This window comes from Bradyrhizobium sp. STM 3566 (assembly GCF_045571445.1).
GTDB classification, from domain to species: Bacteria; Pseudomonadota; Alphaproteobacteria; order Rhizobiales; family Xanthobacteraceae; genus Bradyrhizobium; species Bradyrhizobium vignae.
In genome coordinates this window covers 7,101,011-7,125,648 of the sequence record NZ_CP120692.1, presented here as the reverse complement: position 1 = coordinate 7,125,648, position 24,638 = coordinate 7,101,011, and the positions used below count along the sequence as shown (strand labels likewise).

Below are 24,638 nucleotides of genomic sequence, written 5' to 3'. Positions count from 1 at the left end.
CCGGAATGACGAGGAGGATAGAATGATTCCGGGCGAACTCTTCATCCAGGACGGCGAGATCGAGCTCAATGCCGGCCGCAAGACCGTGACGCTGACGGTCGCCAACACTGGCGACCGGCCGATCCAGGTCGGCTCGCACTACCACTTCTTCGAGACCAACCCGGCCCTGAAATTCGATCGCAAGAAGTCCCGCGGCATGCGCCTCGACATCGCCGCCGGCACCGCCGTCCGCTTCGAGCCCGGCCAGACCCGCGAAGTGCAACTCGTCGCCATGGCGGGGAAGAAGACGATCTACGGCTTCCGCGGCGACGTCATGGGGAAGCTGTGACCTCCACAGGAACGAGCGCGGCGCGGCACGGTTGAGACCGAAATGGAGGTCCTTGCCATGCTGTCACCCGTTTGTCTCGTCTCGGAAGCTGCCGAGCTTGCCGCACGCCGCCATAACGGCATGGCGCGAAAAGGGCGCGGCAACGATCCTTACATCAACCATCTCGCCGAGGTCGCGAACCTGCTCGCCACCGCGACCGAGGGCGCCGACGCCGAGTTGGTCGCAGCCGGCTGGCTGCATGATACGATCGAGGACACCGACACCACGCGCGAGGAGCTCGCGCAGATATTTTCGGAGCGTGTCGCTTCACTCGTCGTTGAATGCACCGACGACATGAGTTTGCCGAAGGCCGAGCGGCGGCGCCTTCAGGTGCTCGAAGCGCCGAACAAGTCCCCTGGCGCCAAGCTGATCAAGATCGCGGACAAGATCAGCAACACAGAGGCGCGCATTCAAACCGACCCGAGTGCCGAGGAACGCGACGATCTCGCCGATTACGTCGCGTGGGCCACGCAGGTCGTCGCCGGCTGCCGTGGCGGCAATGCGTGGCTCGACACGAAGTTCGACGATGCCGTGAAAGCAGCGAGGGCGCTGCTGTGACCCACCAGACATTCAAACGCAAACGGGGCTTGTGATGTCCGTCAAGATGAAGAGATCCGTCTATGCCGACATGTTCGGCCCGACCACCGGCGACAAGGTGCGCCTCGCCGACACCGACCTCATCATCGAGGTCGAGAAGGATTTCACCACCTACGGCGAGGAGGTGAAGTTCGGCGGCGGCAAGGTGATCCGCGACGGCATGGGGCAGTCGCAGGTCACCAACAAGCAGGGCGCGGCCGACACCGTCATCACCAATACGCTGATCGTCGATCACTGGGGCATCGTGAAAGCCGACGTCGCCATCAAGGACGGCATGATCTCGGCAATCGGCAAGGCCGGCAATCCCGACATCCAGCCCGGCGTCACCATCATCATTGGTCCGGGCACGGATGTGATCGCGGGCGAAGGAAAGATCCTCACGGCCGGCGGCTTCGACAGCCACATCCATTTCATCTGCCCGCAGCAGATCGAGCACGCGCTGATGAGTGGCGTCACCTCGATGCTGGGCGGCGGCACCGGCCCGTCGCACGGCACCTTCGCCACCACCTGCACGCCCGGCCCCTGGCACATCGCGCGGATGATCCAGTCGTTCGATGCCTTCCCGGTCAATCTCGGCATCTCCGGCAAGGGCAATGCCTCGCGGCCCGCGGCGCTGGTCGAGATGATCAAGGCCGGTGCCTGCGCGCTGAAGCTGCACGAGGATTGGGGTACGACGCCGGCCGCGATCGACAATTGCCTGTCGGTGGCCGACGATCACGATATCCAGGTGATGATCCACACCGACACGCTGAACGAATCCGGCTTCGTCGAGGACACGATCAAGGCGTTCAAGGGCCGCACCATCCACGCCTTCCATACCGAGGGCGCCGGCGGCGGCCACGCCCCCGATATCATCAAGGTGGCCGGCTTGAAGAACGTGCTGCCGTCCTCGACCAACCCGACGCGGCCGTTCACGCGCAACACCATCGACGAGCATCTGGACATGCTGATGGTGTGCCACCATCTCGATCCCTCGATCGCGGAAGATCTGGCCTTCGCCGAAAGCCGTATCCGCAAGGAGACCATCGCCGCCGAAGACATCCTGCACGACCTCGGCGCGCTCTCGATGATGTCCTCGGATTCCCAGGCCATGGGCCGCCTCGGCGAGGTCATCATCCGGACCTGGCAGACCGCGGACAAGATGAAGAAGCAGCGTGGCTCGCTGCCGCAGGACAAGGGCAAGGACAACGACAATTTCCGCGTCAAGCGCTACATCGCCAAGTACACGATCAACCCCGCGATCGCGCATGGCGTGTCGAAGCTGATCGGCTCGGTCGAGAAGGGCAAGCTCGCCGATCTCGTGCTGTGGTCGCCGGCCTTCTTCGGCGTCAAGCCGGACTGCATCGTCAAGGGCGGCACCATCGTGGCTGCGCCCATGGGGGATCCCAACGCCTCGATCCCGACGCCGCAACCGGTGCACTATCAGCCGATGTTCGGCGCCTTCGGCAAGGCGAGGACCGCGTCCTCCGTCGTCTTCACCTCGAAGGCGGCTGTCACCGGCGGCCTGGCGCGAAAGCTCGGGATCGAGAAGAAGCTCTATGCGGTCCAGAACACCCGCGGCAAGATCTCCAAGAAGAGCATGATCCACAACGACGCCACGCCCGATATCGAGGTCGATCCGGAGACCTACGAGGTCCGTGCCGATGGCGAGCTGTTGACCTGCGCGCCCGCCGAGGTGCTGCCGATGGCGCAGCGATATTTCATGTACTGAAATAGCGCCTCGACGCATGTCCCGCGAGTATATTCGGAGTGCGTGTCCGGGGACGGCTTTTGCCGTTTTGCGTTCGGTCCCGCCTGGTCTAATGTCCCGCCCGGTATCGTAACCTCTAGAAGAAAAGCCGGGAGGATTTCTCGTGATCTACGTCGTCGCCACCCTGACCATCAAGCCCGAGACGCGCGCCGAATTCATTGCAGCCGCCACCGCCTGCATCAAGGAAACGCGGAAAGAGCCCGGCAACATCGCCTATGATCTGCATGAGAGCGTCACCGATCCCAGCAAGATGGTATTCGTCGAGCAGTGGGAGAATGCCGAGGCGCTCGTGCCGCATCGGACCATGGAGCACATGAAGACCTTCGGTCGCGTCGCGGTGAAGTGCTTCACGGCGCCGCCGAAGATCGAGGTGATCACGCCCGAGAAGGTCGAGACACGGTAACGAGGTAAGACGCATGATCCGGGCGACGCAGGTCAAGGGACAGCACCGCTTCACGGAAGCGCCGGCGGACACGGTCGTGCTCGATTTCGACGATCGGCACCGCCGCCGCATGGCGATGACGGGCACGCGGGGGCTCGAATTCCTGCTCGATCTGGAGCACGCCGTCGCGCTGCGCGGCGGAGATGCGCTGGTGCTGGAGGACGGAAGACTGATCGAGGTGGTGGCGGCGCCGGAGCCGCTGCTGGAGATCCGCGGCCGCGATCCGCATCACCTCATCCGCGTCGGCTGGCATCTCGGCAACCGTCATTTGCCGACGCAGATCATGGCCAAGGCCCTGCGCGTTCGTCGCGACCATGTCATCGAGGCCATGGTGAAGGGCCTCGGTGCGCGCGTGATCGAGATCGAGGCGCCGTTCGATCCCGAAGGCGGCGCCTACGCCGATGCCGGCCATGGGCACGACGATCATGCGCACCACGGTCACGGCCATCACGATCACCATGATCATCACGGCCATGGTCACCACCATCATGATCGTGCCGCGCATGACCATAGCCACGAGCACCACCATCACCACGACGAGCATTGCGACCATCCCGACCATCACCACGGCCACACCCATGCTCATGACCACAAATGAGCCGGTCGGCGTCGGTGACCTCGCCGAGGGTGAGGCGGCGGCGCTGTACCGGCTGATGACCTGGCTGTCGCCGGCCTTCCCGGTCGGTGGTTTTTCCTATTCCAGCGGCCTCGAATGGGCGATCGAGGCGGGCGACATCACCGACGTGACGACGCTGGCGGATTGGCTCGATGCGATGCTCGGCGACGGCTCCGGCTTTTGTGACGCGACGTTTCTGGTCCACGCCTATCGCAGCACGGAAGCGGACGAGACGACGGCTTTGAACGAGATCGCCGAGCTCGCCGCCGCCTTCGTGCCGTCGCGCGAGCGGCAGCTGGAGACGACCTCGCAGGGCCGCGCCTTCATCGATATCGCCCGTGCCGCGTGGGATGCCGACGGGCTGGATGCCACGATCGCGGCATGCAGCACGCCGCTGGTCTATCCGGTCGCCGTCGGTGTTGTTGCGGCGAGGCACGCCGTTCCGCTGGCACCGACGCTGCACGCCTTCCTGCATGCGCTGGTCTCGAACTGGATTTCCGCGGCCAGCCGGCTCATTCCGCTCGGCCAGACCGATAGCCAGCGCGTTCTGGTGAGGCTGGAAGCCGCCGTCGCCGCGACCGCCAATCGTGCGCTGAATGCGACATTGGACGATCTCGGCAGTGCCACCTTCCGCGCCGATCTCGCCAGCTTGCGGCACGAGACGCAATATACGCGGCTGTTTCGGTCGTGACCTGTGCGGCCTTTAACCCATTAAGAGAGAGCGAGTTACATGTCGAAATCTCACGGCCCCTTGCGTGTCGGCGTCGGCGGCCCGGTCGGATCGGGCAAGACCGCGCTGATGGACCTGCTCTGCAAGACCATGCGCGAGCGCTATGACATTGCCGCGATCACCAACGACATCTACACCAAATGGGATGCGGAGTTCCTGGTGCGTTCGGGATCGCTGACGCCGGACCGTATCGCCGGCGTCGAGACCGGCGGCTGTCCCCACACTGCGATCCGCGAGGATGCCTCGATGAATCTCGCTGCGGTCGCGGACATGCGCGCGAAATTTCCGGGGCTCGATCTCGTTCTGATCGAGTCCGGCGGCGACAACCTCGCTGCCACTTTTTCTCCGGAGCTGGCCGACCTCACGATCTACGTCATCGACGTCGCCGCCGGCGACAAGATCCCGTCCAAGGGCGGCCCCGGCATCACCCGGTCCGACCTCCTGGTCATCAACAAGACCGACCTCGCGCCCCATGTCGGCGCCTCCCTGGAGAAGATGGAGACGGACGCCAGGCGCATGCGCGGCGAGCGTCCTTTCGTGATGACCAACCTCAAGAAAAGCGAGGGCCTCGACCGGATCGTCGGCTTCATCGAGACCAAAGGCGGCCTGAAACGACAGGGCTGACCGGACGCGACCACTTGGCGCAGGCGTTTTTCGCCGTTAACGCCCGGGGCAACGCCGTAACCGCGGAACAAATTTCGGACACGGCGATTAACTACCTCCGGCGCGCGGGGGCGAATTTATCCCGTCCAGACCATCGGCCGGGCGGATTAAGCTTCTCAGGCGACCCAAGTTGCGTACCGATGCCTCCTCCTCCATTATCTCCGGCACTGGGGTTCACCCTGTTTCGGCAGATGGCCGTTCGGGCGGCGTTCATATGCTCCATGTTTATTGCCGACCTCCTGCTTTCGCCTGAGTAGTCGCGTGGTCAGGCTGGGCTTCATCATCGGCTTCATCGCTCTGCTGGGAGCCTTGCTCTCCGGGCTTGCGGCCTACCGCGTCCACGACCAGGAGCTGGCGCTGGATCGGATCGCGCTCGCGCGCGCGATCGACGTTCATGCGAGTCTGGTTCAGGACCGCCTCACCGAGCGGGAGCTGCTCGCGCGTGTCGCCTCAGGCCTGTTCCGCGCGCCATCCGTGATCAAGCCGAACATGCTGGAGCCGCTGCGCTCGGCGATCTACGCCTTCAAGACCGATTTCGTGGTGGCCGGCTGGATCGCCCGGCTGAAGCCGAACGAGCTTGCGGCCGCGCAGACCGCCATTGCCGGCGCCGGCTTCCCAAATCCGCAGCTTCGCTCCTATGACGACAAGCCGATCAATACGGCCGAAATCACTCAGCCGATCGACGTGCTGATGGACCTCGAGCCACGCAGCAACGAGACCAAGACGCTGCCCGGCCGCAGCTACGATCAGGATCCGGTTCGCAGCGCGATGCTGACGCGCGCGCGCGCCGAGAAGAAGTCGGTTGCCTCCGATCCGGTGCCGTTGGTCGGCGGGAACGGCGCGATCGGCATCATCGTGGCTGCGCCCGTCATTCCCGAGGGAGCGATGGAGCCGGCCGGGTTCGTCACGTTTTCCTACGAGCTCGCCTCGCTGATGCTGACCAATGATGACATGTCGTTGTTCGCGGTCGCGCTTAGGGATCCGCGCAAGGAAGGCGGCGAACTGATCGCCAACGATCAGGGTGTGGTCTCGACACGCATGGTGGCGGACGGACCGGCGCCCTCGGCGACGCGCACGGTGAGCTTCGGCGGCCGTGATTGGCAGCTCGGCTATTACGCGAAGACCAACTCGATGCGCCGCGCCGAGCAGACCGCGATCATCGTGGCGGCGATCGGCTTTGCGATCACGGCAATGGTGTGCGGCCTGTTCGGTTATGTCGCCTACAACAATCTGCGGCTCAGCCGGGAGATCCAGGTCAGAATCGGCTTCGAGCGCCGGCTGACCGCCGTCATCGACGAGCTCAACCATCGCGTCAAGAACATCCTCGCGGTGATCCAGTCGATCGTGACGCGCACCTTGCGCCATGGCTCGGACATCGACATCGCGCGCGAGCTCTTGATCGGACGCATCCACGCCATGTCCAACGTGGTCTCGCTGCTCAGCGAGAGCCAGTGGCAGGGTGTCAAGCTGAAGGGCCTGTTCGAGGCGCGCGCCATCCCGCATGCCGACCGCATCGCCGTCACCGGTCCTGATATCGCGGTCAGCGCACGCGCGGCGCAAAGCCTCTCGCTGCTGTTCTTCGAGCTTGCCTCGCATTCCGACGAGGGTCTGTCGCTGGTTGGAAAGCATCCTCACATCACCGCCACCTGGACGGTGACAGGCGAGGAGGGCGACGAGGTGTTCCGTTTCCGCTGGGAGGAGTTCAACACCAGCGAGGCGACGCGCCGGCCCGATTCCGATTTCGGCCTGATCCTGCTCGACCGCGTCGCACCCGAGGCGTTAGGGGGCACCGCCAAGCGCTTCTTCACAGACGTCTCCTACGTCTACGAATTGACCGCGCCGATGGAGACGGTGGTCGACATGACCGAGCGCGACCGCACCGACAAGATCTCGGCGCCGGTCAGGCCTGTGCGCAGCTAACCCTTCGGCCGCAACACGAGGTTGACGAGGTTACGTGCGTAAGCCGGCGTGACCGGCGCGATGCCGAAGACGTAGCGATAGAACAGGCTGCCATAGATCGCGTCGTAGAGATCCTCAGGAAGCCCTTCGGCCAGAATGCTGCCATCCTTCTGGCCCGCGGCGATCATCTCGACCAGCAGGTCGCGGCGGAATTGCAGATAGCGCGCGTAGAACAGCTCCGCCGAGCCGGTCTTGGAGATGCATTCGGAGATGACAGCGAGCTGGACCCTGCCGAACTCGCCCTGGAGTGCCTCGGCATAAGCGGCCGCATGGCGGCGCGCGCGCGCCGCGGGGCTGCCGGAGCTTGCCGGGGGCAGGGGCAGCATCTGCGCGGCGTGGTGAAGAAAGGCGTCGATCAAAAGCGCCTCGCGGGACGGCCACCATTTGTAGATCGTCATCTTGGAGACCCCGGAGTGCCGCGCGACCGCGTCGATGGTGGTGGCGGCAAGGCCGGTGGAGGCCATCAGCGCATAGGCACTTTCGAGAATGGCGTTGCTGGTCTCGATCGACCTTGGCCGGCCGCGCCGGGGCGCGCTGTCAGCCTCGTCACCCCCGCCTTTCCCCATCGCCACGCCCGGTCTCCTCACGCAGAGTTCCGGCATAGCGCAGCCGCCGCCTTCGGCCTAGCAGAATCGCACGATTCTTCTTCTAAAGCGCGATGAGATTTGGATGAATCGTCATCGCGCTTTAGCTTGTTGTTTACGCATGATCTTTCCGGAAAACCGCTTCGCACTTTTCCGGATCATGCTTTAGGCCTGTTGCCGCAGGGCCGCGGGCAGGTCCTGCCGCTTCGACCAGGTGATGTAATAGGCGAGTGCGGTCATCGCGGCGAAGCCCGCAAGGCTCACGACGATCTGCATCACGATCAGATTGGGGCCGGTGATCAGGATCAGATGGCCGGCGAAGGACAGGAACACGCCGACGCAGAACACGGCAAGCCATTCCTCACCGCATCTGATGACCGCCTGAAGCGGCTTCAGTTGCAGGCCAGGATGATCGGCCGGAATGAGATGGGTGGCGACGAGCGCGAGGGCGAGGAAGTGGAGCACGCGATAGGGTGCGAGATTTTCCTTGTCGGTCGGCGCGATGTTGTTGAGCAGCAAATCGGGCAGGTAGGCTGACAGCGCCGGCGAATGGCGCATCAGGGTAACCGCCATCGCGAGGACGAGGTACGCGCCTGCGAGGATCCGCAGCCAGATCATGCCGCGCAGCATGCGCCCCGATGCGCCTGTGACGGCAAACCAGCCGCCCAGCACCATCAGCATCTGCCAGCACAGCGGATTGAAGGTCCATTCCTGGTCCGGATAGACCCGAAAGTTCCAGTCGAACCAGCGAGCGGCGACGTACAGCGCGATTGATGCCGCCAGCGTCAGGTTCGGCCATCGCAGCAGGCCCCACAGCACGAGCGGAAAGAACGTCATCAGCGGGATCATCAACTGCAGCAGGTCGAGGTTCAGCGGCTCTTCCTGGAGCACGAGACCACGGATCAGGATGCGCAGCGGGTGCTCGAGAATCCCCGAGATGTTGTACTCGTGGATGATCTCCGGCGCCATCGATTGCGAGGCGACATAGGCGATGGTGTCGATATAGATCACGAACAGCACGACATAGGCAGCGTAGAGCCGCCAGACGCGGCGAAAGATCCGCGTCGCCGCGACCACGTAGCCGCGCTCCAGCGCCATCCTGCCATGGATGATGGCAACGCCGTAGCCCACCACGAACACGAAGAGATCGGCCGCGCCGCTGAAGCCGAAGTTGCGCAGCGTCAGAAGGTTGACGACGTTGTGCGGAATGTGGTCGACGAACACCGACCAATTGGCGATGCCGAGCGTCAAATAGAGCCTGGCGTCGTGCTGGAATGCGGCGAGGTTCGCCTTGACGGACGGTTTCATTGAGTAAAATAGCTTTGGGAATCAGGGTGATGCTTTTACCGGCAACCGTCTGCCCATCCGAGTAGCGTTTCCGTGAACGGCAGGCACTCGTGCCGGACGGCGCAAAATTGCGCGGCGTCGCCTGAGTCGATTTCAGATGGATGCGCTCGCAGGACCTGCGACGAAATTTTCTAACCCATTCTGACCGTCACTCGGCAGGTTCGGCCGACACCTCCTCGGATGCACCGGCGCGGCTCGCCAGGATACCGAGGGCGACACCGCCAATTGCCAGGATCGGCAACAGCCGCTTGATCCCGATGGCGCGAACGATCTGAAGTCCGGTGGCGAGGAGCATCGGATCTGCAAGCATGCTCTGCGCCGCCGACTTCGCGGCCCGCTCGGCCGCGATCTGGGCACGCTTCTTCACCTCGCGCTTGTAGCCCCAATAGGACCCTGCCGCGGCGAGGGTCAGCAGGAAGAAGATGCCGGCGCCGGTAAGACAGGCCTGCACCGGGCCATATTTCTGCAGCACCGAGATGAAGGCGGCGGCGCAAAGGAAGCATGTCGTCACCAACAGCGCGAACGCCGCGCCTGCGGCAAGGGAGGTCAGCCGAACAGTCGTGCCGGTGGATGCACTGATCCCGTCGATGATGCGCTGAAACATGGCCTTGCTCCTCAAATCCCCCACAAGCCGAACCGCCACACGCCGGCACCGGCGGCGCTGCCATCTCGAGCTCCGTTCCGCAAACCTACCGGCGCCAGGCGACGCCGATCAGGAAACCAATGCCGAGCGCGAGTCCGACGGTCGCGAGCGGCCGCTGTGTGATCGCCTCTTCCAGCCTCTCCTCGATCGAGCCATAGGCGTCCTGTGCTGCCTCCATCATCGCGCTGCCGCGCTCCGACATGTCGTCGATCGTGGAATCCATGTTCTCGCGCGCCTGGCGGTAGCCGCGGCGAGCCTGCCTGCTAGTGGAATTGGCGAAGGTATTGAGTGCGTCGGTGATCTGCTCGGTGAGGGCGGCGATATCGCTTTTCACGGCTGCTACATCCTTCTCGAGGCGTTCTCTGGTGGCTTTGTCGGTCCAGTCTCTCATCCCGGCTTCGGCATTGCTCGTGGACATCGGGAGCTCCAAACTGTTGACGGCTGAGATGTGCGGAGAACGTTTCGTCGACGGGTAAGTTCCGTTCGCTGAAACCGCTCAGGCCTGCGGCAGCTGCGGCGAATCGGCCGGCAACAGATGCTCCTTGAGGATCAGACCAACGATCAGGAGCGGCGACGACAGGAATGCGCCCATCGGGCCCCACATCCAGGTCCAGAATGCGAGCGCAAGCAGAACCGCAAGCGCGTTCAGCGCCAGCCGCCGGCCGATGATGGTCGGGGTGACGAAGTGTCCCTCCAGGAAGGTGAGGCCGCTGAAGGCGAGCGCGGCCATCAGGCCGCCGCCGATGGTCGGGAAGGCGACCAGCCCGACGACGACCAGCACCGCGAACATCGCCACAGGCCCGATGATCGGGATGAAATTGAGCGTTGCCGCCAGCGCGCCGAGCCCGGCGGGATTGGGCATTCCGGTGAGCGCGCAGATGAGGCCGGTGCCAACGCCCACACCGATGTTGATGACGGTCACGGTCAGGAGATAGTTGCCGAGATGGACCTCGATCTCGTTGAGGATCCGCAGCGTGCGCAGCCGCGCGTCATGGTCACTGAAGGTCATGATCATGGCCCGCCGCAGGTCGCGCCAGCTTGCGATGAACAGAATGAGGGTGACGAAGAACAGCACAAATTCGGTAAAGGTCGGTGACAGGAATTCCAGCGTTGGTTGCACCCACTCGAACTTCGGAATCTGAAAGTTAGGGAATTGCTCCGACCCGCCGACCATGCCTTGCAGCTCGCGCCACAGCGCCAGCGGCCGGTCGAACACGTGCAGCTTGTCCCTCAGCTGCGCGCCGAGCTCCGGCAGGCGCGTGCTCCACTCCATAATCGGCGAGGCGATCAGCGCGAAGACGAACGCGACCACCGCAGTCCCAGCGACCACGATCAGGACGGCTGCGAGCGCGCGCGGCACCTTGCATCGCTCGAGCAAGCTCGCCGCCGGGGACAGCATGGTGCCGATCACGAAGGCCATCACCACGGGCAGGAAGAATGCTTTTCCGGCATAGAGCACTGTGGCGACCGCAATCAGCAGGAGGCCTGCGAGTGCGAAAGCGATGAACTCGGTGCGGCGGATGACTGGCGGCAGCTCACCGTGGCTGTCGGGAAGCGGTTCGCTCTCGCTGTTGCCGGAAATCAGGCGTTCACTGGGAAGGACGCGCACAATATCTCTCCCGCACGGAAACGCGATCCGCGCGCCCATTGACGACCTCACAACGCGTGGACGGCGTGCCGGTTCCATCGCGCCTTCGTGAATAGCCGCTCGCTTGACTGTGACGTCGCTGCCGCATGCTGCGCCGGAACTTCGATCCAGCCGGCGGAGTTTGTTGGGCAGCGCATCACCCTGATGCACATATCCAACGGGGCAGCACATGAAAAAGTTGTTTGCAGTCCGTCGCAGCTTCTCGCCGCGCGCCGTTACCGCATTCGTTTTCGCAACCGCTCTGCTCGCAGTGCCCTTCGGGACGGCGAGCGCGCAAACGTTCGGCTACGCGCGAATCCAGCCGTGGGCGTACCCGCAGGACCAGGGTTACTCTCATGACGGCTTCAACGAGACGCCGCAGGCCGCCGGCGAGGACGCCCAATTGCCCGATCGGCTGCGCAAGCAGATCGTCAGCTTCGACAGGAGCGAGCCGGCCGGTACCATCGTCATCGATACCAACAATACCTATCTCTATTACGTTCTCGGCAATGGCCGCGCGATCCGCTACGGCGTCGGCGTCGGCCGCGAAGGTTTTACCTGGTCCGGCGTGCAGAGCGTCAGCCGGAAGGCCGAGTGGCCGGACTGGTATCCGCCGGCCGAAATGATCGCGCGTCAGCCCTATCTGCCGCGCTTCGTCGCCGGCGGCCCCGGCAACCCGCTCGGTGCGCGTGCGATGTATCTCGGCTCGAGCCAATACCGTATCCACGGCACCAACGATCCCTCGACCATCGGCAAGTTCGTTTCGTCCGGCTGCATCCGCTTGACCAACGAGGACGTCATCGACCTGTTCAATCGCGTCAATGTCGGCACCAAGGTCGTGGTGCTGCCGAAAAACGCTCCCTTGATGGCCAAGGGAGGCGATAAGGGAGGCGACAAGGCCGTCGACCCCGTGCGCAAGCGTCCGGCCGCGACGACGTTGCCGTCGGGCAGGCAGGCGTTGAACATCACGACATCGGCCGTCAACTAAGCATGAGCGAGGTCCTATGAGCAGACGCCTGGTTGGCAAAGTGGTTGGCGTTACGGTGATCTTGATCGCCGTCTCCGCTGGTCTGGTGTCGGCGCATGCGGAGGATTTCTTCTCGGCATTGTTCGGCGGCTTCCGGATGCGGCCGCCGCCGGAGATCCGGATGCCGTTCCCGACCGACGACATGCCGCGCTATGACGCGCCGCGCCAACGGGCCTCCTATGGCGGCGGCACGGCCTATTGCGTGCGCGGCTGCGACGGCCGCTATTTCCCGGCACAGGGAAGCGACGCCGAGAGCAAGGCGCAGTCCTGCAAGAGCTTCTGCCCGGCGTCCGAAACCTCGCTGGTCTACGGCAGCAATATCGACGACGCCATGACGGAGACTGGAAAGTCCTATTCCGACCTGCCGAACGCGTTCCGCTATCGCAACGAGATCGTCGCGGGCTGCACCTGCAACGGCAAGGACCCGGTCGGTCTCGCCCAGGTCAAGGTCGAAGACGACCCCACCCTGCGCAAGGGTGACATCGTCGCGGGTGCCGGCGGCCTCGTGGTCGCCAGCCGCAATGCCAACGACGGCCGCGGCGTCGCGATGAATTTTTCGCCGTTGCCGGCGTCGGTGCGCGCCAAGTTCCGCCAGGTCCCGGTGGTGGCGAAGGAGTAGGGACGCGGGCGTTGGCTAAGTTGCCGCGCTAGCAGCCTTGCAAGGCTTGTCGTCCCGGACAAGCGCGCCAAAGCGCGCGCAGATCGGGGACCCATAGCCACAGGGCGTGGTTCGGCAAAGCCTCGGAGTTGCCAGCTCGCGCGCCAATTGTCCGCTATGGCTCCCAGATCGGCGCTCCGCTCGAGACAACGCTACGCGTCGCCGGAAGCTGCGCTTGTCCGGGAGGACACCGATCGTGTTGCGCCGGCGTACCCTTCGCACGTGCCAGGGCGGGCATCAGCTCGTCGCGGATGCCGCGGATGTATGTCTCGATGTCCTTGTCCATCTGGATGTCGGAGGTCAGCTGACGGTTGCTGGTCGATCGGTCGGAGCGGATGTTCGCCATCGCCTTGAACACATTGGCGGAGGTCGCTGCTACCGCGAGGATCCGGTTCGCCTGCTGAAGCCGGCACCATGAATTCCATGCACTGATCGAGAAGCCGATCACGACGACGAGTGCGGTGGACAGGATCACCGCTTTCAGCAGCGTGGAGACGTTCGAACTTCGAGCGACCAAAGGGATGTATGCAGCAAAGGCGTCGGCCAGCGGCAGACGCTCGAATCGCATTTGGCCTCAAAAGGCTAAAAAACTTAGACAGCAATAGTGCCGTACAATTACAGGCGGAATCGCGCTGCCGACAGAAATACAAAAGATTTCAATAGGTTGCCAGGATGGAACCGGCGCGCTCTGCGAGCGTTAGGACAACGTCAGCAACTTGCCTGAAGGGGGAGCCAGCGATGCTGGTCGGTGTACTCGTCACCTTTCTCGTCGTCATTCTGGTGCTTTATCTCATCAACATGCTGCCGATGGATGGTCGCGCCAAACAGATCGCGCGCGTGATCGTCATCATCATCGGTATCGTGTCGCTGCTGAAATATCTCGCGGTGTTCTAACGAGACGCGGAGCCCGAATGGAGCTTAAAGCGAAATCCGGGTCATGCCTCATGCTGCGAGGGTCCCGGATTACGCTTCTGCTCCGTCCGGGCTGCGCTTCCTCGAACGATAAGCCCCGGTGTGAGCCGGGGCTTCGTCATGCTGTGTCAGTGTAGCGACTTCAGCCAGTCGTCGACGTCTTTGCGAACCTGGTCCTTGGCCTTGCCGTAGCGTTCCTGGAGCCGGCCCTCGAGCTGCTCGCGGCGGCCCTCGATCAATCGGAGATCGTCGTCAGTGAGCTTGCCCCATTTCTCCTTGGCCGATCCCTTGAACTGCTTCCAGTTTCCTTCGATGCGATTCCAGTCCATGACCATCTCCCGTGGTTGATGGCCCGACAACGCTAGGCGTGCGCAGGCGTTCCGGGCCCGCCACGACGTTTCACGCGACAAAAAACCCCGGCTCACGCCGGGGCTTTTGTCATTCAGTGAGATGGCTCAGCCGAGCGCTTTCGCCTCCCGGCGGCGCGCGGTGAGGATGTATTCGGTGTAGCCATTCGGCTGCTCGCGGCCCTTGAAAATGAGGTCGCAGGCCGCCTTGAAGGCGACGCCGTCGAAGGCGGGCGCCATCGGCTTGTAGATCGGATCGCCCGAATTCTGCTTGTCGACCACGACGGCCATGCGCTTGAGCGATTCCATCACCTGGGCCTCGGTGATCACGCCCTGGTGCAGCCAGTTGGCGAGATGCTGGCTGGAGATGCGCAAGGTAGCGCGGTCTTCCATCAGGCCGACATCGTGGATGTCGGGCACCTTGGAGCAGCCGACGCCTTGGTCGATCCAGCGCACGACATAGCCGAGAATGCCTTGGCAGTTGTTGTCAATCTCCTGCCTGACGTCGTCCGGCGCCCAGTTCGACTTCGACACCGGAATGGTGAGGATGTCGGAGAGTTTTGCGCGCGGACCGCCCTTGGTCAGCTCCTCCTGGCGCGCGATGACGTTGACCTGGTGGTAGTGCAGCGCGTGCAGCGTCGCCGCGGTCGGCGAGGGGACCCAGGCGGTGGTGGCGCCGGCCTGCGGGTGAGCGAGTTTCTGCGCCAGCATGTCCGCCATCTTGTCGGGCGCGGCCCACATGCCCTTGCCGATCTGGGCGTGGCCGGGCAGACCGTCGATCAGACCCATGTCGACATTCCAGTCCTCGTACGCCTTGATCCAGGCCTGCGCCTTCATCTCGTTCTTGCGGATCATCGGGCCCGCTTCCATCGAGGTGTGGATCTCGTCGCCGGTGCGGTCGAGGAAGCCGGTGTTGATGAACATGATGCGCTTGGAGGCGCGCTGGATGCAGGCCTTGAGGTTGACGGTGGTGCGCCGCTCCTCGTCCATGATGCCGACCTTGAGCGTGTTCTCGGGCAGGCCGAGCATCTTCTCGACGCGGTCGAAGATCTCGCAGGTGAGCGACACCTCGTCGGGACCATGCATCTTCGGCTTGACGATATAGGCGGATCCCGTGCGGCTGTTCCTGACCTTGGAGTTGCCCTTGAGGTCGTGAATGGCGAGCAGGCCCGACACTGCGGCATCGAGCAGGCCTTCGGGGACCTCCTCGCCCTTCTCGTCCAGCACCGCATCGGTGAACATGTGGTGACCGCAATTGCGCATCAGCAGCAGGCTGCGGCCGTGCAGCTTGAGCTCGCCCTTGCCGTCAGGCGTCTTGTAGACGCGGTCGGCATTGAGCGAACGCGTCAGCGTCTTGCCGCCCTTCTCGAAATCGGCCGACAGCGTGCCGTTCATCAGGCCGAGCGTGTTGCGGTAGACCAGCACCTTGTCCTCGGCGTCGACCGCGGCGACCGAGTCCTCCATGTCGAGGATGGTCGAGACGGCGGCCTCCAAGATCATGTCGGCGACGCCGGCCGGATCGTCCTTGCCGATCGCGCTGCTGCGATCGATCTTCACCTCGACATGCAGGCCGTTGTTGACCAGCAGCACAGCTGACGGCGCGGCGGCATCGCCCTGGAAGCCCGCGAACTGCGCGGCGTTCTTCAGCGCGGTGGCGTTGCCGCTCTTGAGCTTCACCGCAAGCTGGCCCGCGACCACGCTATAGGCGCTGACGTCGGTGTGGCTACCGGTCGCGAGCGGCACGGCGGTATCGAGGAACGCCTTGGCCTTGGCGATCACCTTGTCGCCGCGCGCCTTGTTGTAACCCTTGCCGCTTTCGGAGGGGTCGTGAGGGATCGCATCGGTGCCGTAGAAGGCGTCGTAGAGCGAGCCCCAGCGTGCATTCGCCGCATTCAGCGCATAGCGCGCATTGGTGAGGGGAACGACGAGCTGCGGGCCGCAGATCTTGCCGATCTCCTCGTCGACATTGGCGGTCTCGACCTTCTGAGTCGGCGGCTCCGGGACGAGATAGCCGATCTCCTTCAGGAAGGCGGTGTAGGCGTCGAGGTCGAACGCCTTGCCCTTGTTGGCGCGGTGCCAGTCATCGATCTTGGCCTGCAGCGTGTCGCGGAAAGCAAGCAGTTCGCGGTTCTTGGGGCCCAGCTCGTTGATGATGGCGGCCACCCCGGCCCAGAACGCATCCGGCGCGATCCCCGTTTTCGGGGCCGCTTCCTTGGCGATGAAGTCAAACAGGACGGGAGCGATCTTCAATCCGTGGACGTCGACGCGTTTCATGATGGGCTTTCTTGTTGGAAATGGCTGTTTTTGGCTGCTTTTGACCCGACAGCAGCAAAATGCGCCCACGAAGGGCAGCTTTCGGGACCTATTAGCCCCAAAATCGGGGCGGTGAGAAGACCCCCAGGGGCTTGTCAAAATGTCAAGAAGAGGGGGAGAAGGCCCCACGCACCGGTGTCATTCCCCGCGAAAGCGGGGAATCCAGTACGCCGCAGCTTCTCCGTATCCCAACGCTGTCTCTTCAATACTGGGTCGCCCGGGCAAGCCGGGCGACGACAGCGGGGACTAAAGCATGATCCGGAAAAGTGTGCAGCGGTTTTCCGAAAAGATCATGCTCAAACAATAACCTGAAGCGCGATGGTGATTCATCCTGATCCCATCGCGCTTTAGGGCGGACTCAAATATTCGCAGCGAGGTCCACGACTTCGTCGAACAGGACGCCGGTCGTCTTCAGCATGTGCTCGATCTCGTCCGCCGCCTCGGTCACCGTCCGCTTCGACGTGTCGATCACGAGCTCGGCGGCCTGGGGTGCCTCATAGTCGTTGCCGATGCCGGTGAACGATGCCAGCGCGCCGGCGCGTGCCTTCTTGTAGTGGCCCTTGGGATCGCGCTCCTCGCAAACTTCGGCCGGCGTCGCGACATGGATCTCGCGGAACGCGGTGTCGGCGATGCGGCGCGCGGCGGCGCGATCCTCGCGCGCGGGCGAGACCGCCGCGACGATCGCGATGTGGCCGTTGCGGGCGAGATGCGTCGCGACCTCGGCGAGGCGGCGGATATTCTCGCTGCGATCGGCGGCGGAGAAGCCGAGATCGTTGTTGAGCCCGGCGCGCAGCGTGTCGCCGTCGAGCAGGATCGGCGAGCCGCCATTGGTGAACAGACGCCGCTCCAGCGCCCGCGCCAGCGTCGACTTGCCGGAGGCCGGCAGGCCGGTGAGCCAGACCACGGCACCGTTGTGGCGATAGCGCGCGGAGCGCTCGTCGGGCCGCAGCGCCGATTCCACCGGCACGATGTCGACAGGCATGGCGCGTTGGCCGGCATCGACCGACAGCACGAGGCCGCCGCCGGCGATGCGCCCGGACACCTCGATCACGAGACGGCCGGTGCGTGGATTCTCCGTATAGGGATCTGTGGCAATCGGGTTCGACAGAGAAATGTCGATCTCGCCGACATGGTTACGGCCGATCGCCTTGTTCTCGGTGCTCGACAACTCGCCGGGATCGACGGCCTTCTCGATCGCGACGACGGTGGCGCGGCTTTCCTTCGGCCCGCAGCGCACCAGCAGCTGGTCGCCCTTGGCGAGCGGCTTGTCGTGCAGCCAGAAGATCCGCGCGCGCAGGCGGCGCGTCTCGCGCGGAGCACTGCCCGCATGCGCGATGATGTCGCCACGCTCGATGAACAATTCGCGGTCGAGGGTGATGCCGACCGAGCGGCCGGCGCCATGCCGTCCTGCGAGTGGTGTCACCGGCCAGCTCTCGACCGTCTTGATTTTCGCGATCTTGCCCGCCGGCATGATCACGATCTCGTCGCCGGCAATCAGGCTGCCGGACTCGATGCGGCCCGCCACGATACGGCGGTCGTCGAACTTGTAGATCGCCTGCACAGGCAGGCGCAGCGCCAACGCTTCCAGCGCCCGTGCCGGTTCGAGCCGATCAAGCGCCTCGACCACCGTCGGACCCTTGTACCAGTCGATGCGGTCGGTGCGCTCGGCGACGCCATCGCCGTCGCGTGCGGAAATCGGGATCACGGCGGTCGGCGTCACGCCGAGGCCGCTGAGATGCGCGGAGATCTCGTCGCTGATCTCCTTGAAGCGATCGGCCGAGAAATCGACCCGGTCCATCTTGTTGACGACGACCGCGACCTGCTTCACGCCAAGCAGATGCAGCAGATAGCCGTGCCGCCTGGTCTGGTCGCGCACGCCTTCGAGCGCATCGATGATCAGCACGGCGCCGTCGGCCTGCGACGCCCCGGTGATCATGTTGCGCAGGAATTCGGCGTGGCCGGGTGCATCGATCAGCACGATGTCGCGCGAATTGGTGCGGAAGCGGATCTGCGTGGTGTCGATGGTGATGCCCTGGTCACGCTCGGTCTGCAGCGCGTCGAGCAGGAACGACCATTCGAACGGCATGCCGCGCCGCGCGCTGACGGCTTTGAGCATCTCGAGCTTGCCCTCGGGCAGGCTGCCGGTCTCGTGCAGGAGGCGGCCGACCAGCGTCGACTTGCCGTGATCGACATGGCCGACGATGACGATGCGCACTTGCGGACGCGTGGTGCCGTTCGGAGTGGCCGGCGAAGCCGTGGTGACGATCATGTTCATGCGACGCTCGCGTCCTTGGGAATCAGAGATAGCCGGCGACGCGAAGGCGCTCGAAAGCGTCCTCGGTCTCGTGGTCGAGCGCGCGCCCCGAGCGCTCCGGCACCTTGGTCTGTTCGAGCTCGATCAGGATCTCGTCGATGCTCGATGCGGTCGAAGCGACCGGATTGGTGATGTCCTGATCGCCGAGCGAGCGATAGCGCTTGCCGTCCTTGGCGAGATACAGCGGGATGATCGGGATGTTCTCGCGCTTGGTGTAGGCCCAGATGTCGGCCTCGGTCCAATGCAGGATCGGATGGATGCGTAAGTGCGCTCCTTGCGGCGGCGAGGCGTTGAAGTGATCCCAGAACTCCGGCGGCTGATCGCGCACGTCCCAGTTACCCTCGAGCCCGCGCGGCGAGAACACGCGCTCCTTGGCGCGCGTCGCCTCCTCGTCGCGGCGGATGCCGGCGATCAGGCCGTCGAAGCCATATTTGGCGAGCGCCATCTTGAGGCCCTCGGTCTTGCGCGCGGCGGAACGGGCGGCTGGCGGCAGTGTCGGGTCGACGGCATCGATCGGCGGGCAGGGCTCGACACGCAGGTCGAGATCCCACTCTTTGCCGTAATGATCGCGGAAGCGATACATCTCCGGAAATTTCTTGCCAGTGTCGACATGGAGTGCCGGAAACGGCATGCGGCCGAAGAACGCCTTGCGTGCCAGCCAGATCATGACGTTCGAGTCCTTGCCGAGCGACCACAAGAGCGCAATCTTCTTCAGCCGGGCAAACGCCTCGCGCAAGATGTAGATGCTCTGCGCTTCGAGCTGATCGAGATGGTCCATGCTTGGAGCAAGCTTGGCAGAAAATTCTTGCGTGCGCACGCGCTCGGCGAGCGCCGGATTGCTCAGTCGATCAGCAGCGGAATCGTCCTTGAGAAGATGCATCTCTGCCACTTTGCGTTTGGAGGCGAAAATTCTATAGTTGCAGCGCCGAAGAGAAGAAAAAATTTTCTCTTTGCGCGCTCGTAGCGAGACATATATAGAAAATAATTCCAGTCAACCCCGTTTGTGGGGAAGCGAGTATCGCATGCGGTTCTTGCCGGTGTTTCTCGATCTGAAGGCCGGTCCGGTGGTCCTCATCGGCGCGGGTGAGCTTTTGCGCGCCAAGCTGCGCGTGCTCGCCGCTGCCGGTGCGCGCATCCGCGTGCATGCGATCGACGGCAATCAGGATTTTGGCCTCGGCTCCGAGGACGCGACGCGCGTCGAAATCGCAGCCGGCGATCCGCTGACTGCTGATCTCTCCGGCGTCATCGCCATCGTGTGCGCGGGTGCGGGCGACGTCGGCGTCGCCATGTCGGTCCGTGCCAAGGCGCTTGGTCTGCCCGTCAACGTCATGGACGATCTCGAGCACTCCAGTTTCATCTTCCCGGCCATCGTCGACCGCGGCGACGTCGTGGTCGCGGTCGGCACCGGCGGCACCTCGCCCGTGGTGGCGCGGCGCGTGCGCGAGAAGATCGAGGCGCTCCTGCCGGCGCGCATCGGCGAGCTCGCCGAGTTCATCGGCACCTTCCGCAAGTCCATCAACGAACGCATTGCCGAGTTTCCGCTGCGCCGCCGCTTTTGGGAGCGCGTGATCGACGGCCCGATCGGCGCTGCCGTGCTCGCCGGCCGCAACGCCGAGGCGGACGCGGCACTCGGTGCTATTTCTGATCCCTCCGCATTCGCGCGCGCCGACCAGCCGGAGGGCTCGGTGGCGCTTGTCGGCGCCGGTCCCGGCGACCCTGACCTTCTCACCATCAAGGCACTGCGCGCACTTCAGGACGCGGACATCGTCTTCCACGACGAGCTGGTCTCGCCCGAAATCCTCGACCGCATCCGTCGCGACACCACGCGCGTTGCGGTCGGCCGCCGCGTCGGCAAGCCCGGCATCGGTCAGGACGCCATCAACAAGCGCATGATCGAAGCCGCGCAAGCCGGCCAGCGTGTGGTGCGGCTGAAGGGCGGCGATCCCTTCGTGTTCGGCCGCGGCGGCGAAGAGGTCGAAGCGCTGCGCGCCGCCGGCGTCGCCTATTCGATCATTCCTGGTATCACCGCAGGAATCGGTGCTGCCGCCGATTTCGAGGTGCCGCTGACCTATCCTCACGAAGCGAACCGCATCACCTTCCTCACCGCGCACAAGGCGCGCGATGCCGAAGCCGTGGACTGGTCGACGCTGACCGACACCAGGATGACCGTCGTCGTCTACATGGGCATGACCGCAGCGCCGGCCGTGCGCGCGGGCCTGTTCGCGTCGGGCCGCTCACCGGAGACGCCGGTCGGCGTGTTCGCCCGTGTCACGCGGCCGGATGCGCAAAGTGCGATCGGTACGCTGCGCGACCTGCCCGAGCTCGTGCGGCGGATTCATGGCGGTCCCGCCATCCTCATCATCGGCGACGTGGTCCGGCATGCCGGCTCGCTTCGCCGCCAAACCCCAAAGCAAATCATCTCTGACCTCTTGGATGCAGCCGAATGACCTCTCCGCTTGAACAGAAGAAGATCAAGATCGCCGGCCCCTCGATCGTGACCGCCAACCGCACCTGGGACGGCATCGTGGTCTATCGCACCGCTGCCAAGGGCTGGTCCGCGGACCTTTCGGAAGCCGCGATCGTGCGCAACTCCGACGAGGCCAAGGCGTTGCTTGCGGAAGCCGTGGCCGATGACGTCGGTGCTATCGGTCCCTATATCGCGCCCGTGCAGGTCGGCGACGACGGCAAGATCCTGCCGGGCAATCTGCGCGAACAGATCCGCCGCACCGGCGTCACGATCGGGCAGCCGGCCCAGGTTTAAGGCATTCTCTATGTACGCTTACGACGAAATCGACCGCACGCTCGTCAACGAGCGCGTCTCGGAGTTCCGCGACCAGGTGAAGCGCCGCCTCTCCGGCGAGCTCACCGAGGACGAGTTCAAGATCCTGCGATTGCAGAACGGCGTCTATCTACAACTCCACGCCTACATGTTCCGCGTCGCGATCCCCTACGGCACGCTGGCCACGAACCAGCTGCGGGCGCTCGCGCACGTCGCGCGCAAATATGATCGCGGCTACGGCCATTTCACCACGCGGCAGAACATCCAGTTCAACTGGATCAAGCTCGCCGAGCTGCCGGACGCGCTGGCTGATCTTGCCAAGGTCGGCATCCATGCGATGCAGACTTCCGGCAACAACATGCGCAACGTCACCTCGGACCAGTGGGCCGGCGTCGCGCCGGGCGAGATCGAGGATCCCCGCATCTGGTCGGAGCTGATTCGCCAGCACACCACGCTGCATCCGGAATTCTCGTTCCTGCCCCGCAAGTTCAAGATCGCGATCACCGCGTCGGACCACGACCGCGCCGCGATCAAGATCCACGACATCGGCCTCCGTTTGATCAAGAACGAGAAGGGCGAGACCGGCTTCGAGGTGCTGGTCGGTGGCGGTCTCGGCCGCACGCCGTTCATCGCCAAGACCATCAAGCACTTCGTGCATGGCCGCGACATCCTCAGCTATATCGAGGCTATTTTACGCGTCTACAACCAGTACGGCCGCCGCGACAACATCTACAAGGCGCGCATCAAGATCCTGGTGCACGAGCTCGGCATCGAAAAATTCTCGCGCGAGGTCGAGGACGAGTGGCAGCAGATCCGCAACTCCTCGCTCCAGATCGACGACGAGGTGATCGAGGACATCCGCTCGCGCTTCACCTATCCTCCCTACGAGAAGCTGCCGCACATGCCGGACGAGCTGCGCCAGGCCGCAGCCGATCCCGAGTTCGAGGCGTGGCGCAAGAACTCGGTCGCCCCGCACAAGGTGCAGGGCTACTCGATCGTCACGATCTCGCTGAAGCCGACCGGCGGGCCGCCCGGCGATGCCACGGCCGAGCAGATGGATGCGCTGGCCGATCTCGCCGATAAATACTCCTTTGGGGAGATTCGTGTCGGCCACGAGCAGAACCTGGCGCTGCCGCATGTCGCCAAGCGCGATCTGCCGGCGCTGTGGAAGGCGCTCGACAAGCTTGGCCTCGCGACGCCCAATGTCAACCTGATCACCGACATCATCGCCTGCCCAGGACTCGACTATTGCTCGCTGGCGAACGCGCGCTCGATCCCGATCGCGCAGGAACTGACGCGGCGCTTCGCCAATCACGAGCTGGCCAACCTGATCGGCCGTCTCCACATCAACATCTCCGGCTGCATCAATGCCTGCGGCCATCACCATGTCGGCCATATCGGCATTCTCGGCGTGGAGAAGAACGGCGAGGAGGTCTACCAGATCACCATCGGTGGCCGTGCCGACGAGAACGCCGCGCTCGGCACCCTGATCGGTCCAGGCGTCAAGTTCGACGAGGTCGCCGATGTCGTCGAGGACATCGTGGAAGCTTATCTGGCGCTGCGCGAGCGGCCCGAAGAATTGTTCATGGATACGGTGAAGCGCCTCGGCGTCGAACCCTTCAAGGAGCGCGTGTATGCCACTCGTTAATGGCGGAAAGATCGTCGACGACGGCTTCGTCAAGCTCGCCGTCGACACGCCGCTGCCCGAGGGCGGTGACATCCTGGTGCCGGCCGAGCGCTTCCTGGGCGAGGCCGAGGGCTTGCTCGAGCGTGCCGGCAAGGTCGGTGTGATCTGGCCCAACAATCGCGACATCGCCGAGCTCGTGCCCTATCTCGGCAAGGTCGCGGCCGTTGCGCTGGTGTTCCCGACCTTCCGCGACGGACGCGCCTACAGCCAGGCGCGGCTGCTGCGCGAACGCTATAACTATCGCGGCGAGTTGCGTGCGACCGGCCAAGTGCTGCGCGACCAGTTCGTGTTCATGCTGCGTGCCGGCTTCGATGCCTTCGAGGTCAAGAAGCAGGCCGACGCGGAAGCGTTCATGCAGACCGCGAAGCGCTATTCGGTGTTCTACCAGCCGACCGGCGACGGCCGCATCACGGCGCTGCACCGGCGCATGCAGCTGCGTCACTCCGAAGGTGTCGGCACGTGAACGTGATCGCACCCCAGCTCTCGTCCATGTCCGCGTTGCCTTCGGCGGAAGAGCTCGATCGTGCCTTGCGCGATGCTTCGCCCGAGGAGATCATCGCCTCGGCACTGAAGACGGTCGGGCGCGAGAAGCTCGCGCTCGTGTCCTCCTTCGGCACGGAATCGGCGACGCTCTTGAAGGTGATGGCGGATGTCGATCCTGCGATCCCCGTGATCTTTCTCGACACCGGCTGGTTGTTCGAGGAGACGCTGGCCTATCGCGATACGCTGATTGCGACGCTGGGCCTGAAGGACGTCCGCTCGATCAAGCCCGCCGAGGAGACGCTGTCGCGCGAAGATCCCGACCGCGACCTCTGGTTCTCCGATCCCGACGCCTGCTGCCGCATCCGCAAGGTTGAGCCGCTGGCGCGCGCGCTGAAACCGTTCGATGCCTGGCTCAACGGCCGCAAGCGGTTCCAGGGCAATGCGCGCGCCGACATTCCGGTCGTCGAGGACGATGGCGCGCGGTTGAAGTTCAATCCCTTCGCCAATGTCTCGCGCGAGGAGATCGAGGCGATCTTCACCCGCGCCAAATTGCCGCGTCATCCGTTGGCCGCCTCCGGATTCCTGTCGGTTGGGTGTATGCCTTGCACCAGTAGAACGGCTGAAGGCGAGGATGCACGCGCCGGTCGCTGGCGCGGCCGCGCCAAGACGGAATGCGGCATCCACACGATGAAGGTTTGATAGCACAGTCACGCTGCCACGCTGCGAACAAGAAAATCCGGTTCCGTTGACTTAAGAGCGTTTCGCCCCGAGTTATGCCTGCCATCGATGACGC

At 64.1% G+C, this 24,638-nt stretch carries 26 protein-coding genes; 16 read left to right on the top strand and 10 right to left on the bottom strand.

Going from position 1 to position 24,638, the window contains the following annotated elements; all coding sequences use genetic code 11:
- Window positions 1-22 precede the first annotated feature (22 nt).
- From P6U27_RS33835 to P6U27_RS33800, 8 genes are all read left to right on the top strand, one after another.
- Window positions 23-328, top strand: a complete 306-nt coding sequence (locus P6U27_RS33835; RefSeq protein ID WP_129145009.1) for an urease subunit beta — start codon at window positions 23-25, stop codon at window positions 326-328.
- A 57-nt stretch (window positions 329-385) separates the two neighbouring features.
- Window positions 386-925 carry an HD domain-containing protein gene (locus tag P6U27_RS33830; protein WP_122406939.1) on the top strand — a complete coding sequence of 180 codons (540 nt, stop codon included), beginning with the start codon at window positions 386-388 and terminating at the stop codon, window positions 923-925.
- Window positions 926-959: 34 nt separating this feature from the next.
- Window positions 960-2,675, top strand: a complete 1,716-nt coding sequence (gene ureC, locus P6U27_RS33825; protein ID WP_129145010.1) for an urease subunit alpha — start codon at window positions 960-962, stop codon at window positions 2,673-2,675.
- Window positions 2,676-2,817: 142 nt separating this feature from the next.
- Complete coding sequence (locus P6U27_RS33820) at window positions 2,818-3,117, top strand: putative quinol monooxygenase (RefSeq protein WP_122405741.1); 300 nt, start codon at window positions 2,818-2,820, stop codon at window positions 3,115-3,117.
- Window positions 3,118-3,130: 13 nt separating this feature from the next.
- The gene (locus P6U27_RS33815; RefSeq protein WP_122405740.1) at window positions 3,131-3,754 is read left to right on the top strand and encodes an urease accessory protein UreE; all 624 of its coding nucleotides are present in this window, start codon (window positions 3,131-3,133) and stop codon (window positions 3,752-3,754) included.
- Entirely contained in the window at window positions 3,735-4,463 is a 729-nt protein-coding gene (locus P6U27_RS33810) for an urease accessory protein UreF (RefSeq protein ID WP_129145023.1), read from the top strand. The genes P6U27_RS33815 and P6U27_RS33810 overlap by 20 nt, the downstream gene beginning before the upstream one ends.
- A gap of 39 nt (window positions 4,464-4,502) precedes the next feature.
- Window positions 4,503-5,126: an urease accessory protein UreG gene (ureG, locus tag P6U27_RS33805; protein ID WP_122405738.1), complete on the top strand. Its 624-nt coding sequence runs from the start codon at window positions 4,503-4,505 to the stop codon at window positions 5,124-5,126.
- 300 nt (window positions 5,127-5,426) lie between these two features.
- On the top strand, window positions 5,427-7,085 hold the full coding sequence (locus P6U27_RS33800; protein ID WP_129145011.1) for an HWE histidine kinase domain-containing protein: 1,659 nt from the start codon (window positions 5,427-5,429) through the stop codon (window positions 7,083-7,085).
- Here the strand turns inward: P6U27_RS33800 and P6U27_RS33795 are convergent.
- The 5 genes from P6U27_RS33795 to P6U27_RS33775 all read right to left on the bottom strand — a co-directional run bounded on the left by P6U27_RS33795 (window position 7,082) and on the right by P6U27_RS33775 (window position 11,307).
- A complete protein-coding gene (locus tag P6U27_RS33795; RefSeq protein WP_162500651.1) occupies window positions 7,082-7,690 on the bottom strand; it encodes a TetR/AcrR family transcriptional regulator in 609 nt (202 codons plus the stop codon). The two genes, P6U27_RS33800 and P6U27_RS33795, sit on opposite strands and share 4 nt — an antisense overlap.
- 183 nt (window positions 7,691-7,873) lie before the next feature.
- Window positions 7,874-9,016, bottom strand: coding sequence for an OpgC domain-containing protein (locus tag P6U27_RS33790; protein ID WP_122405736.1), 1,143 nt, complete (start codon window positions 9,014-9,016; stop codon window positions 7,874-7,876).
- Between the two features lie 187 nt (window positions 9,017-9,203).
- A complete protein-coding gene (locus P6U27_RS33785) occupies window positions 9,204-9,659 on the bottom strand; it encodes a hypothetical protein (protein ID WP_164937101.1) in 456 nt (151 codons plus the stop codon).
- An 85-nt stretch (window positions 9,660-9,744) separates the two neighbouring features.
- Window positions 9,745-10,116: a YqjD family protein gene (locus P6U27_RS33780; protein ID WP_407193407.1), complete on the bottom strand. Its 372-nt coding sequence runs from the start codon at window positions 10,114-10,116 to the stop codon at window positions 9,745-9,747.
- Between the two features lie 78 nt (window positions 10,117-10,194).
- Entirely contained in the window at window positions 10,195-11,307 is a 1,113-nt protein-coding gene (locus P6U27_RS33775; RefSeq protein ID WP_164937102.1) for an AI-2E family transporter, read from the bottom strand.
- 208 nt (window positions 11,308-11,515) lie between these two features.
- On the opposite strand from P6U27_RS33775, the gene P6U27_RS33770 reads away from it, so the two are divergent.
- Window positions 11,516-12,313: a L,D-transpeptidase gene (locus P6U27_RS33770; protein ID WP_209295700.1), complete on the top strand. Its 798-nt coding sequence runs from the start codon at window positions 11,516-11,518 to the stop codon at window positions 12,311-12,313.
- Window positions 12,314-12,329: 16 nt separating this feature from the next.
- The gene (locus P6U27_RS33765; protein WP_129145014.1) at window positions 12,330-12,971 is read left to right on the top strand and encodes a DUF2865 domain-containing protein; all 642 of its coding nucleotides are present in this window, start codon (window positions 12,330-12,332) and stop codon (window positions 12,969-12,971) included.
- Window positions 12,972-13,125: 154 nt separating this feature from the next.
- Here the strand turns inward: P6U27_RS33765 and P6U27_RS33760 are convergent, their stop codons facing one another.
- A complete protein-coding gene (locus P6U27_RS33760; protein WP_407120718.1) occupies window positions 13,126-13,578 on the bottom strand; it encodes a hypothetical protein in 453 nt (150 codons plus the stop codon).
- A gap of 170 nt (window positions 13,579-13,748) precedes the next feature.
- Between P6U27_RS33760 and P6U27_RS33755 the strand changes: the two genes are divergently transcribed.
- On the top strand, window positions 13,749-13,904 hold the full coding sequence (locus P6U27_RS33755; protein WP_008546817.1) for a Thivi_2564 family membrane protein: 156 nt from the start codon (window positions 13,749-13,751) through the stop codon (window positions 13,902-13,904).
- Between the two features lie 146 nt (window positions 13,905-14,050).
- Here P6U27_RS33755 and P6U27_RS33750 read toward each other — a convergent pair whose 3' ends face one another.
- The 4 genes from P6U27_RS33750 to cysD all read right to left on the bottom strand — a co-directional run bounded on the left by P6U27_RS33750 (window position 14,051) and on the right by cysD (window position 19,674).
- A complete protein-coding gene (locus tag P6U27_RS33750; protein ID WP_162500456.1) occupies window positions 14,051-14,251 on the bottom strand; it encodes a CsbD family protein in 201 nt (66 codons plus the stop codon).
- A gap of 126 nt (window positions 14,252-14,377) precedes the next feature.
- On the bottom strand, window positions 14,378-16,543 hold the full coding sequence (locus P6U27_RS33745; RefSeq protein WP_209295702.1) for a malate synthase G: 2,166 nt from the start codon (window positions 16,541-16,543) through the stop codon (window positions 14,378-14,380).
- A 397-nt stretch (window positions 16,544-16,940) separates the two neighbouring features.
- Complete coding sequence (gene cysC, locus P6U27_RS33740) at window positions 16,941-18,857, bottom strand: adenylyl-sulfate kinase (protein WP_407120719.1); 1,917 nt, start codon at window positions 18,855-18,857, stop codon at window positions 16,941-16,943.
- Between the two features lie 22 nt (window positions 18,858-18,879).
- Window positions 18,880-19,674, bottom strand: coding sequence for a sulfate adenylyltransferase subunit CysD (cysD, locus tag P6U27_RS33735; RefSeq protein WP_122406936.1), 795 nt, complete (start codon window positions 19,672-19,674; stop codon window positions 18,880-18,882).
- A gap of 244 nt (window positions 19,675-19,918) precedes the next feature.
- Here cysD and cysG point away from each other — a divergent pair, with 244 nt between their 5' ends.
- From cysG to P6U27_RS33710, 5 genes are read left to right on the top strand one after another with little or no spacing between them, the layout of a single operon-like run.
- Window positions 19,919-21,343 carry a siroheme synthase CysG gene (cysG, locus tag P6U27_RS33730; protein WP_407193406.1) on the top strand — a complete coding sequence of 475 codons (1,425 nt, stop codon included), beginning with the start codon at window positions 19,919-19,921 and terminating at the stop codon, window positions 21,341-21,343.
- A complete protein-coding gene (locus tag P6U27_RS33725; protein WP_122405727.1) occupies window positions 21,340-21,657 on the top strand; it encodes a DUF2849 domain-containing protein in 318 nt (105 codons plus the stop codon). The genes cysG and P6U27_RS33725 overlap by 4 nt, the downstream gene beginning before the upstream one ends.
- A 10-nt stretch (window positions 21,658-21,667) precedes the next feature.
- The gene (locus P6U27_RS33720) at window positions 21,668-23,323 is read left to right on the top strand and encodes a nitrite/sulfite reductase (protein ID WP_122405726.1); all 1,656 of its coding nucleotides are present in this window, start codon (window positions 21,668-21,670) and stop codon (window positions 23,321-23,323) included.
- Window positions 23,310-23,825 (top strand): DUF934 domain-containing protein, encoded by a 516-nt coding sequence (locus tag P6U27_RS33715; protein ID WP_122405725.1) that lies wholly within the window; start codon window positions 23,310-23,312, stop codon window positions 23,823-23,825. The genes P6U27_RS33720 and P6U27_RS33715 overlap by 14 nt, the downstream gene beginning before the upstream one ends.
- Window positions 23,822-24,544 carry a phosphoadenylyl-sulfate reductase gene (locus tag P6U27_RS33710; RefSeq protein ID WP_129145020.1) on the top strand — a complete coding sequence of 241 codons (723 nt, stop codon included), beginning with the start codon at window positions 23,822-23,824 and terminating at the stop codon, window positions 24,542-24,544. Before P6U27_RS33715 ends, P6U27_RS33710 begins: the two co-directional genes overlap by 4 nt.
- Window positions 24,545-24,638: the final 94 nt, after the last annotated feature.

Excerpts from the sequence above, each read along its gene's own strand:
- P6U27_RS33835 (WP_129145009.1), top strand. The coding sequence starts at position 23 with ATGATTCCGGGCGAACTCTTCATCCAGGACGGCGAGATCGAGCTCAAT.
- P6U27_RS33830 (WP_122406939.1), top strand. The coding sequence starts at position 386 with ATGCTGTCACCCGTTTGTCTCGTCTCGGAAGCTGCCGAGCTTGCCGCA.
- ureC (WP_129145010.1), top strand. The coding sequence starts at position 960 with ATGTCCGTCAAGATGAAGAGATCCGTCTATGCCGACATGTTCGGCCCG.
- P6U27_RS33815 (WP_122405740.1), top strand. The coding sequence starts at position 3,131 with ATGATCCGGGCGACGCAGGTCAAGGGACAGCACCGCTTCACGGAAGCG.
- P6U27_RS33810 (WP_129145023.1), top strand. The coding sequence starts at position 3,735 with ATGCTCATGACCACAAATGAGCCGGTCGGCGTCGGTGACCTCGCCGAG.
- ureG (WP_122405738.1), top strand. The coding sequence starts at position 4,503 with ATGTCGAAATCTCACGGCCCCTTGCGTGTCGGCGTCGGCGGCCCGGTC.
- P6U27_RS33795 (WP_162500651.1), bottom strand. The coding sequence starts at position 7,690 with ATGGGGAAAGGCGGGGGTGACGAGGCTGACAGCGCGCCCCGGCGCGGC.
- P6U27_RS33790 (WP_122405736.1), bottom strand. The coding sequence starts at position 9,016 with ATGAAACCGTCCGTCAAGGCGAACCTCGCCGCATTCCAGCACGACGCC.
- P6U27_RS33785 (WP_164937101.1), bottom strand. The coding sequence starts at position 9,659 with ATGTTTCAGCGCATCATCGACGGGATCAGTGCATCCACCGGCACGACT.
- P6U27_RS33780 (WP_407193407.1), bottom strand. The coding sequence starts at position 10,116 with ATGTCCACGAGCAATGCCGAAGCCGGGATGAGAGACTGGACCGACAAA.
- P6U27_RS33770 (WP_209295700.1), top strand. The coding sequence starts at position 11,516 with ATGAAAAAGTTGTTTGCAGTCCGTCGCAGCTTCTCGCCGCGCGCCGTT.
- P6U27_RS33765 (WP_129145014.1), top strand. The coding sequence starts at position 12,330 with ATGAGCAGACGCCTGGTTGGCAAAGTGGTTGGCGTTACGGTGATCTTG.
- P6U27_RS33760 (WP_407120718.1), bottom strand. The coding sequence starts at position 13,578 with ATGCGATTCGAGCGTCTGCCGCTGGCCGACGCCTTTGCTGCATACATC.
- P6U27_RS33755 (WP_008546817.1), top strand. The coding sequence starts at position 13,749 with ATGCTGGTCGGTGTACTCGTCACCTTTCTCGTCGTCATTCTGGTGCTT.
- P6U27_RS33750 (WP_162500456.1), bottom strand. The coding sequence starts at position 14,251 with ATGGACTGGAATCGCATCGAAGGAAACTGGAAGCAGTTCAAGGGATCG.
- P6U27_RS33745 (WP_209295702.1), bottom strand. The coding sequence starts at position 16,543 with ATGAAACGCGTCGACGTCCACGGATTGAAGATCGCTCCCGTCCTGTTT.
- cysC (WP_407120719.1), bottom strand. The coding sequence starts at position 18,857 with ATGAACATGATCGTCACCACGGCTTCGCCGGCCACTCCGAACGGCACC.
- cysD (WP_122406936.1), bottom strand. The coding sequence starts at position 19,674 with ATGGACCATCTCGATCAGCTCGAAGCGCAGAGCATCTACATCTTGCGC.
- cysG (WP_407193406.1), top strand. The coding sequence starts at position 19,919 with ATGCGGTTCTTGCCGGTGTTTCTCGATCTGAAGGCCGGTCCGGTGGTC.
- P6U27_RS33725 (WP_122405727.1), top strand. The coding sequence starts at position 21,340 with ATGACCTCTCCGCTTGAACAGAAGAAGATCAAGATCGCCGGCCCCTCG.
- P6U27_RS33720 (WP_122405726.1), top strand. The coding sequence starts at position 21,668 with ATGTACGCTTACGACGAAATCGACCGCACGCTCGTCAACGAGCGCGTC.
- P6U27_RS33715 (WP_122405725.1), top strand. The coding sequence starts at position 23,310 with ATGCCACTCGTTAATGGCGGAAAGATCGTCGACGACGGCTTCGTCAAG.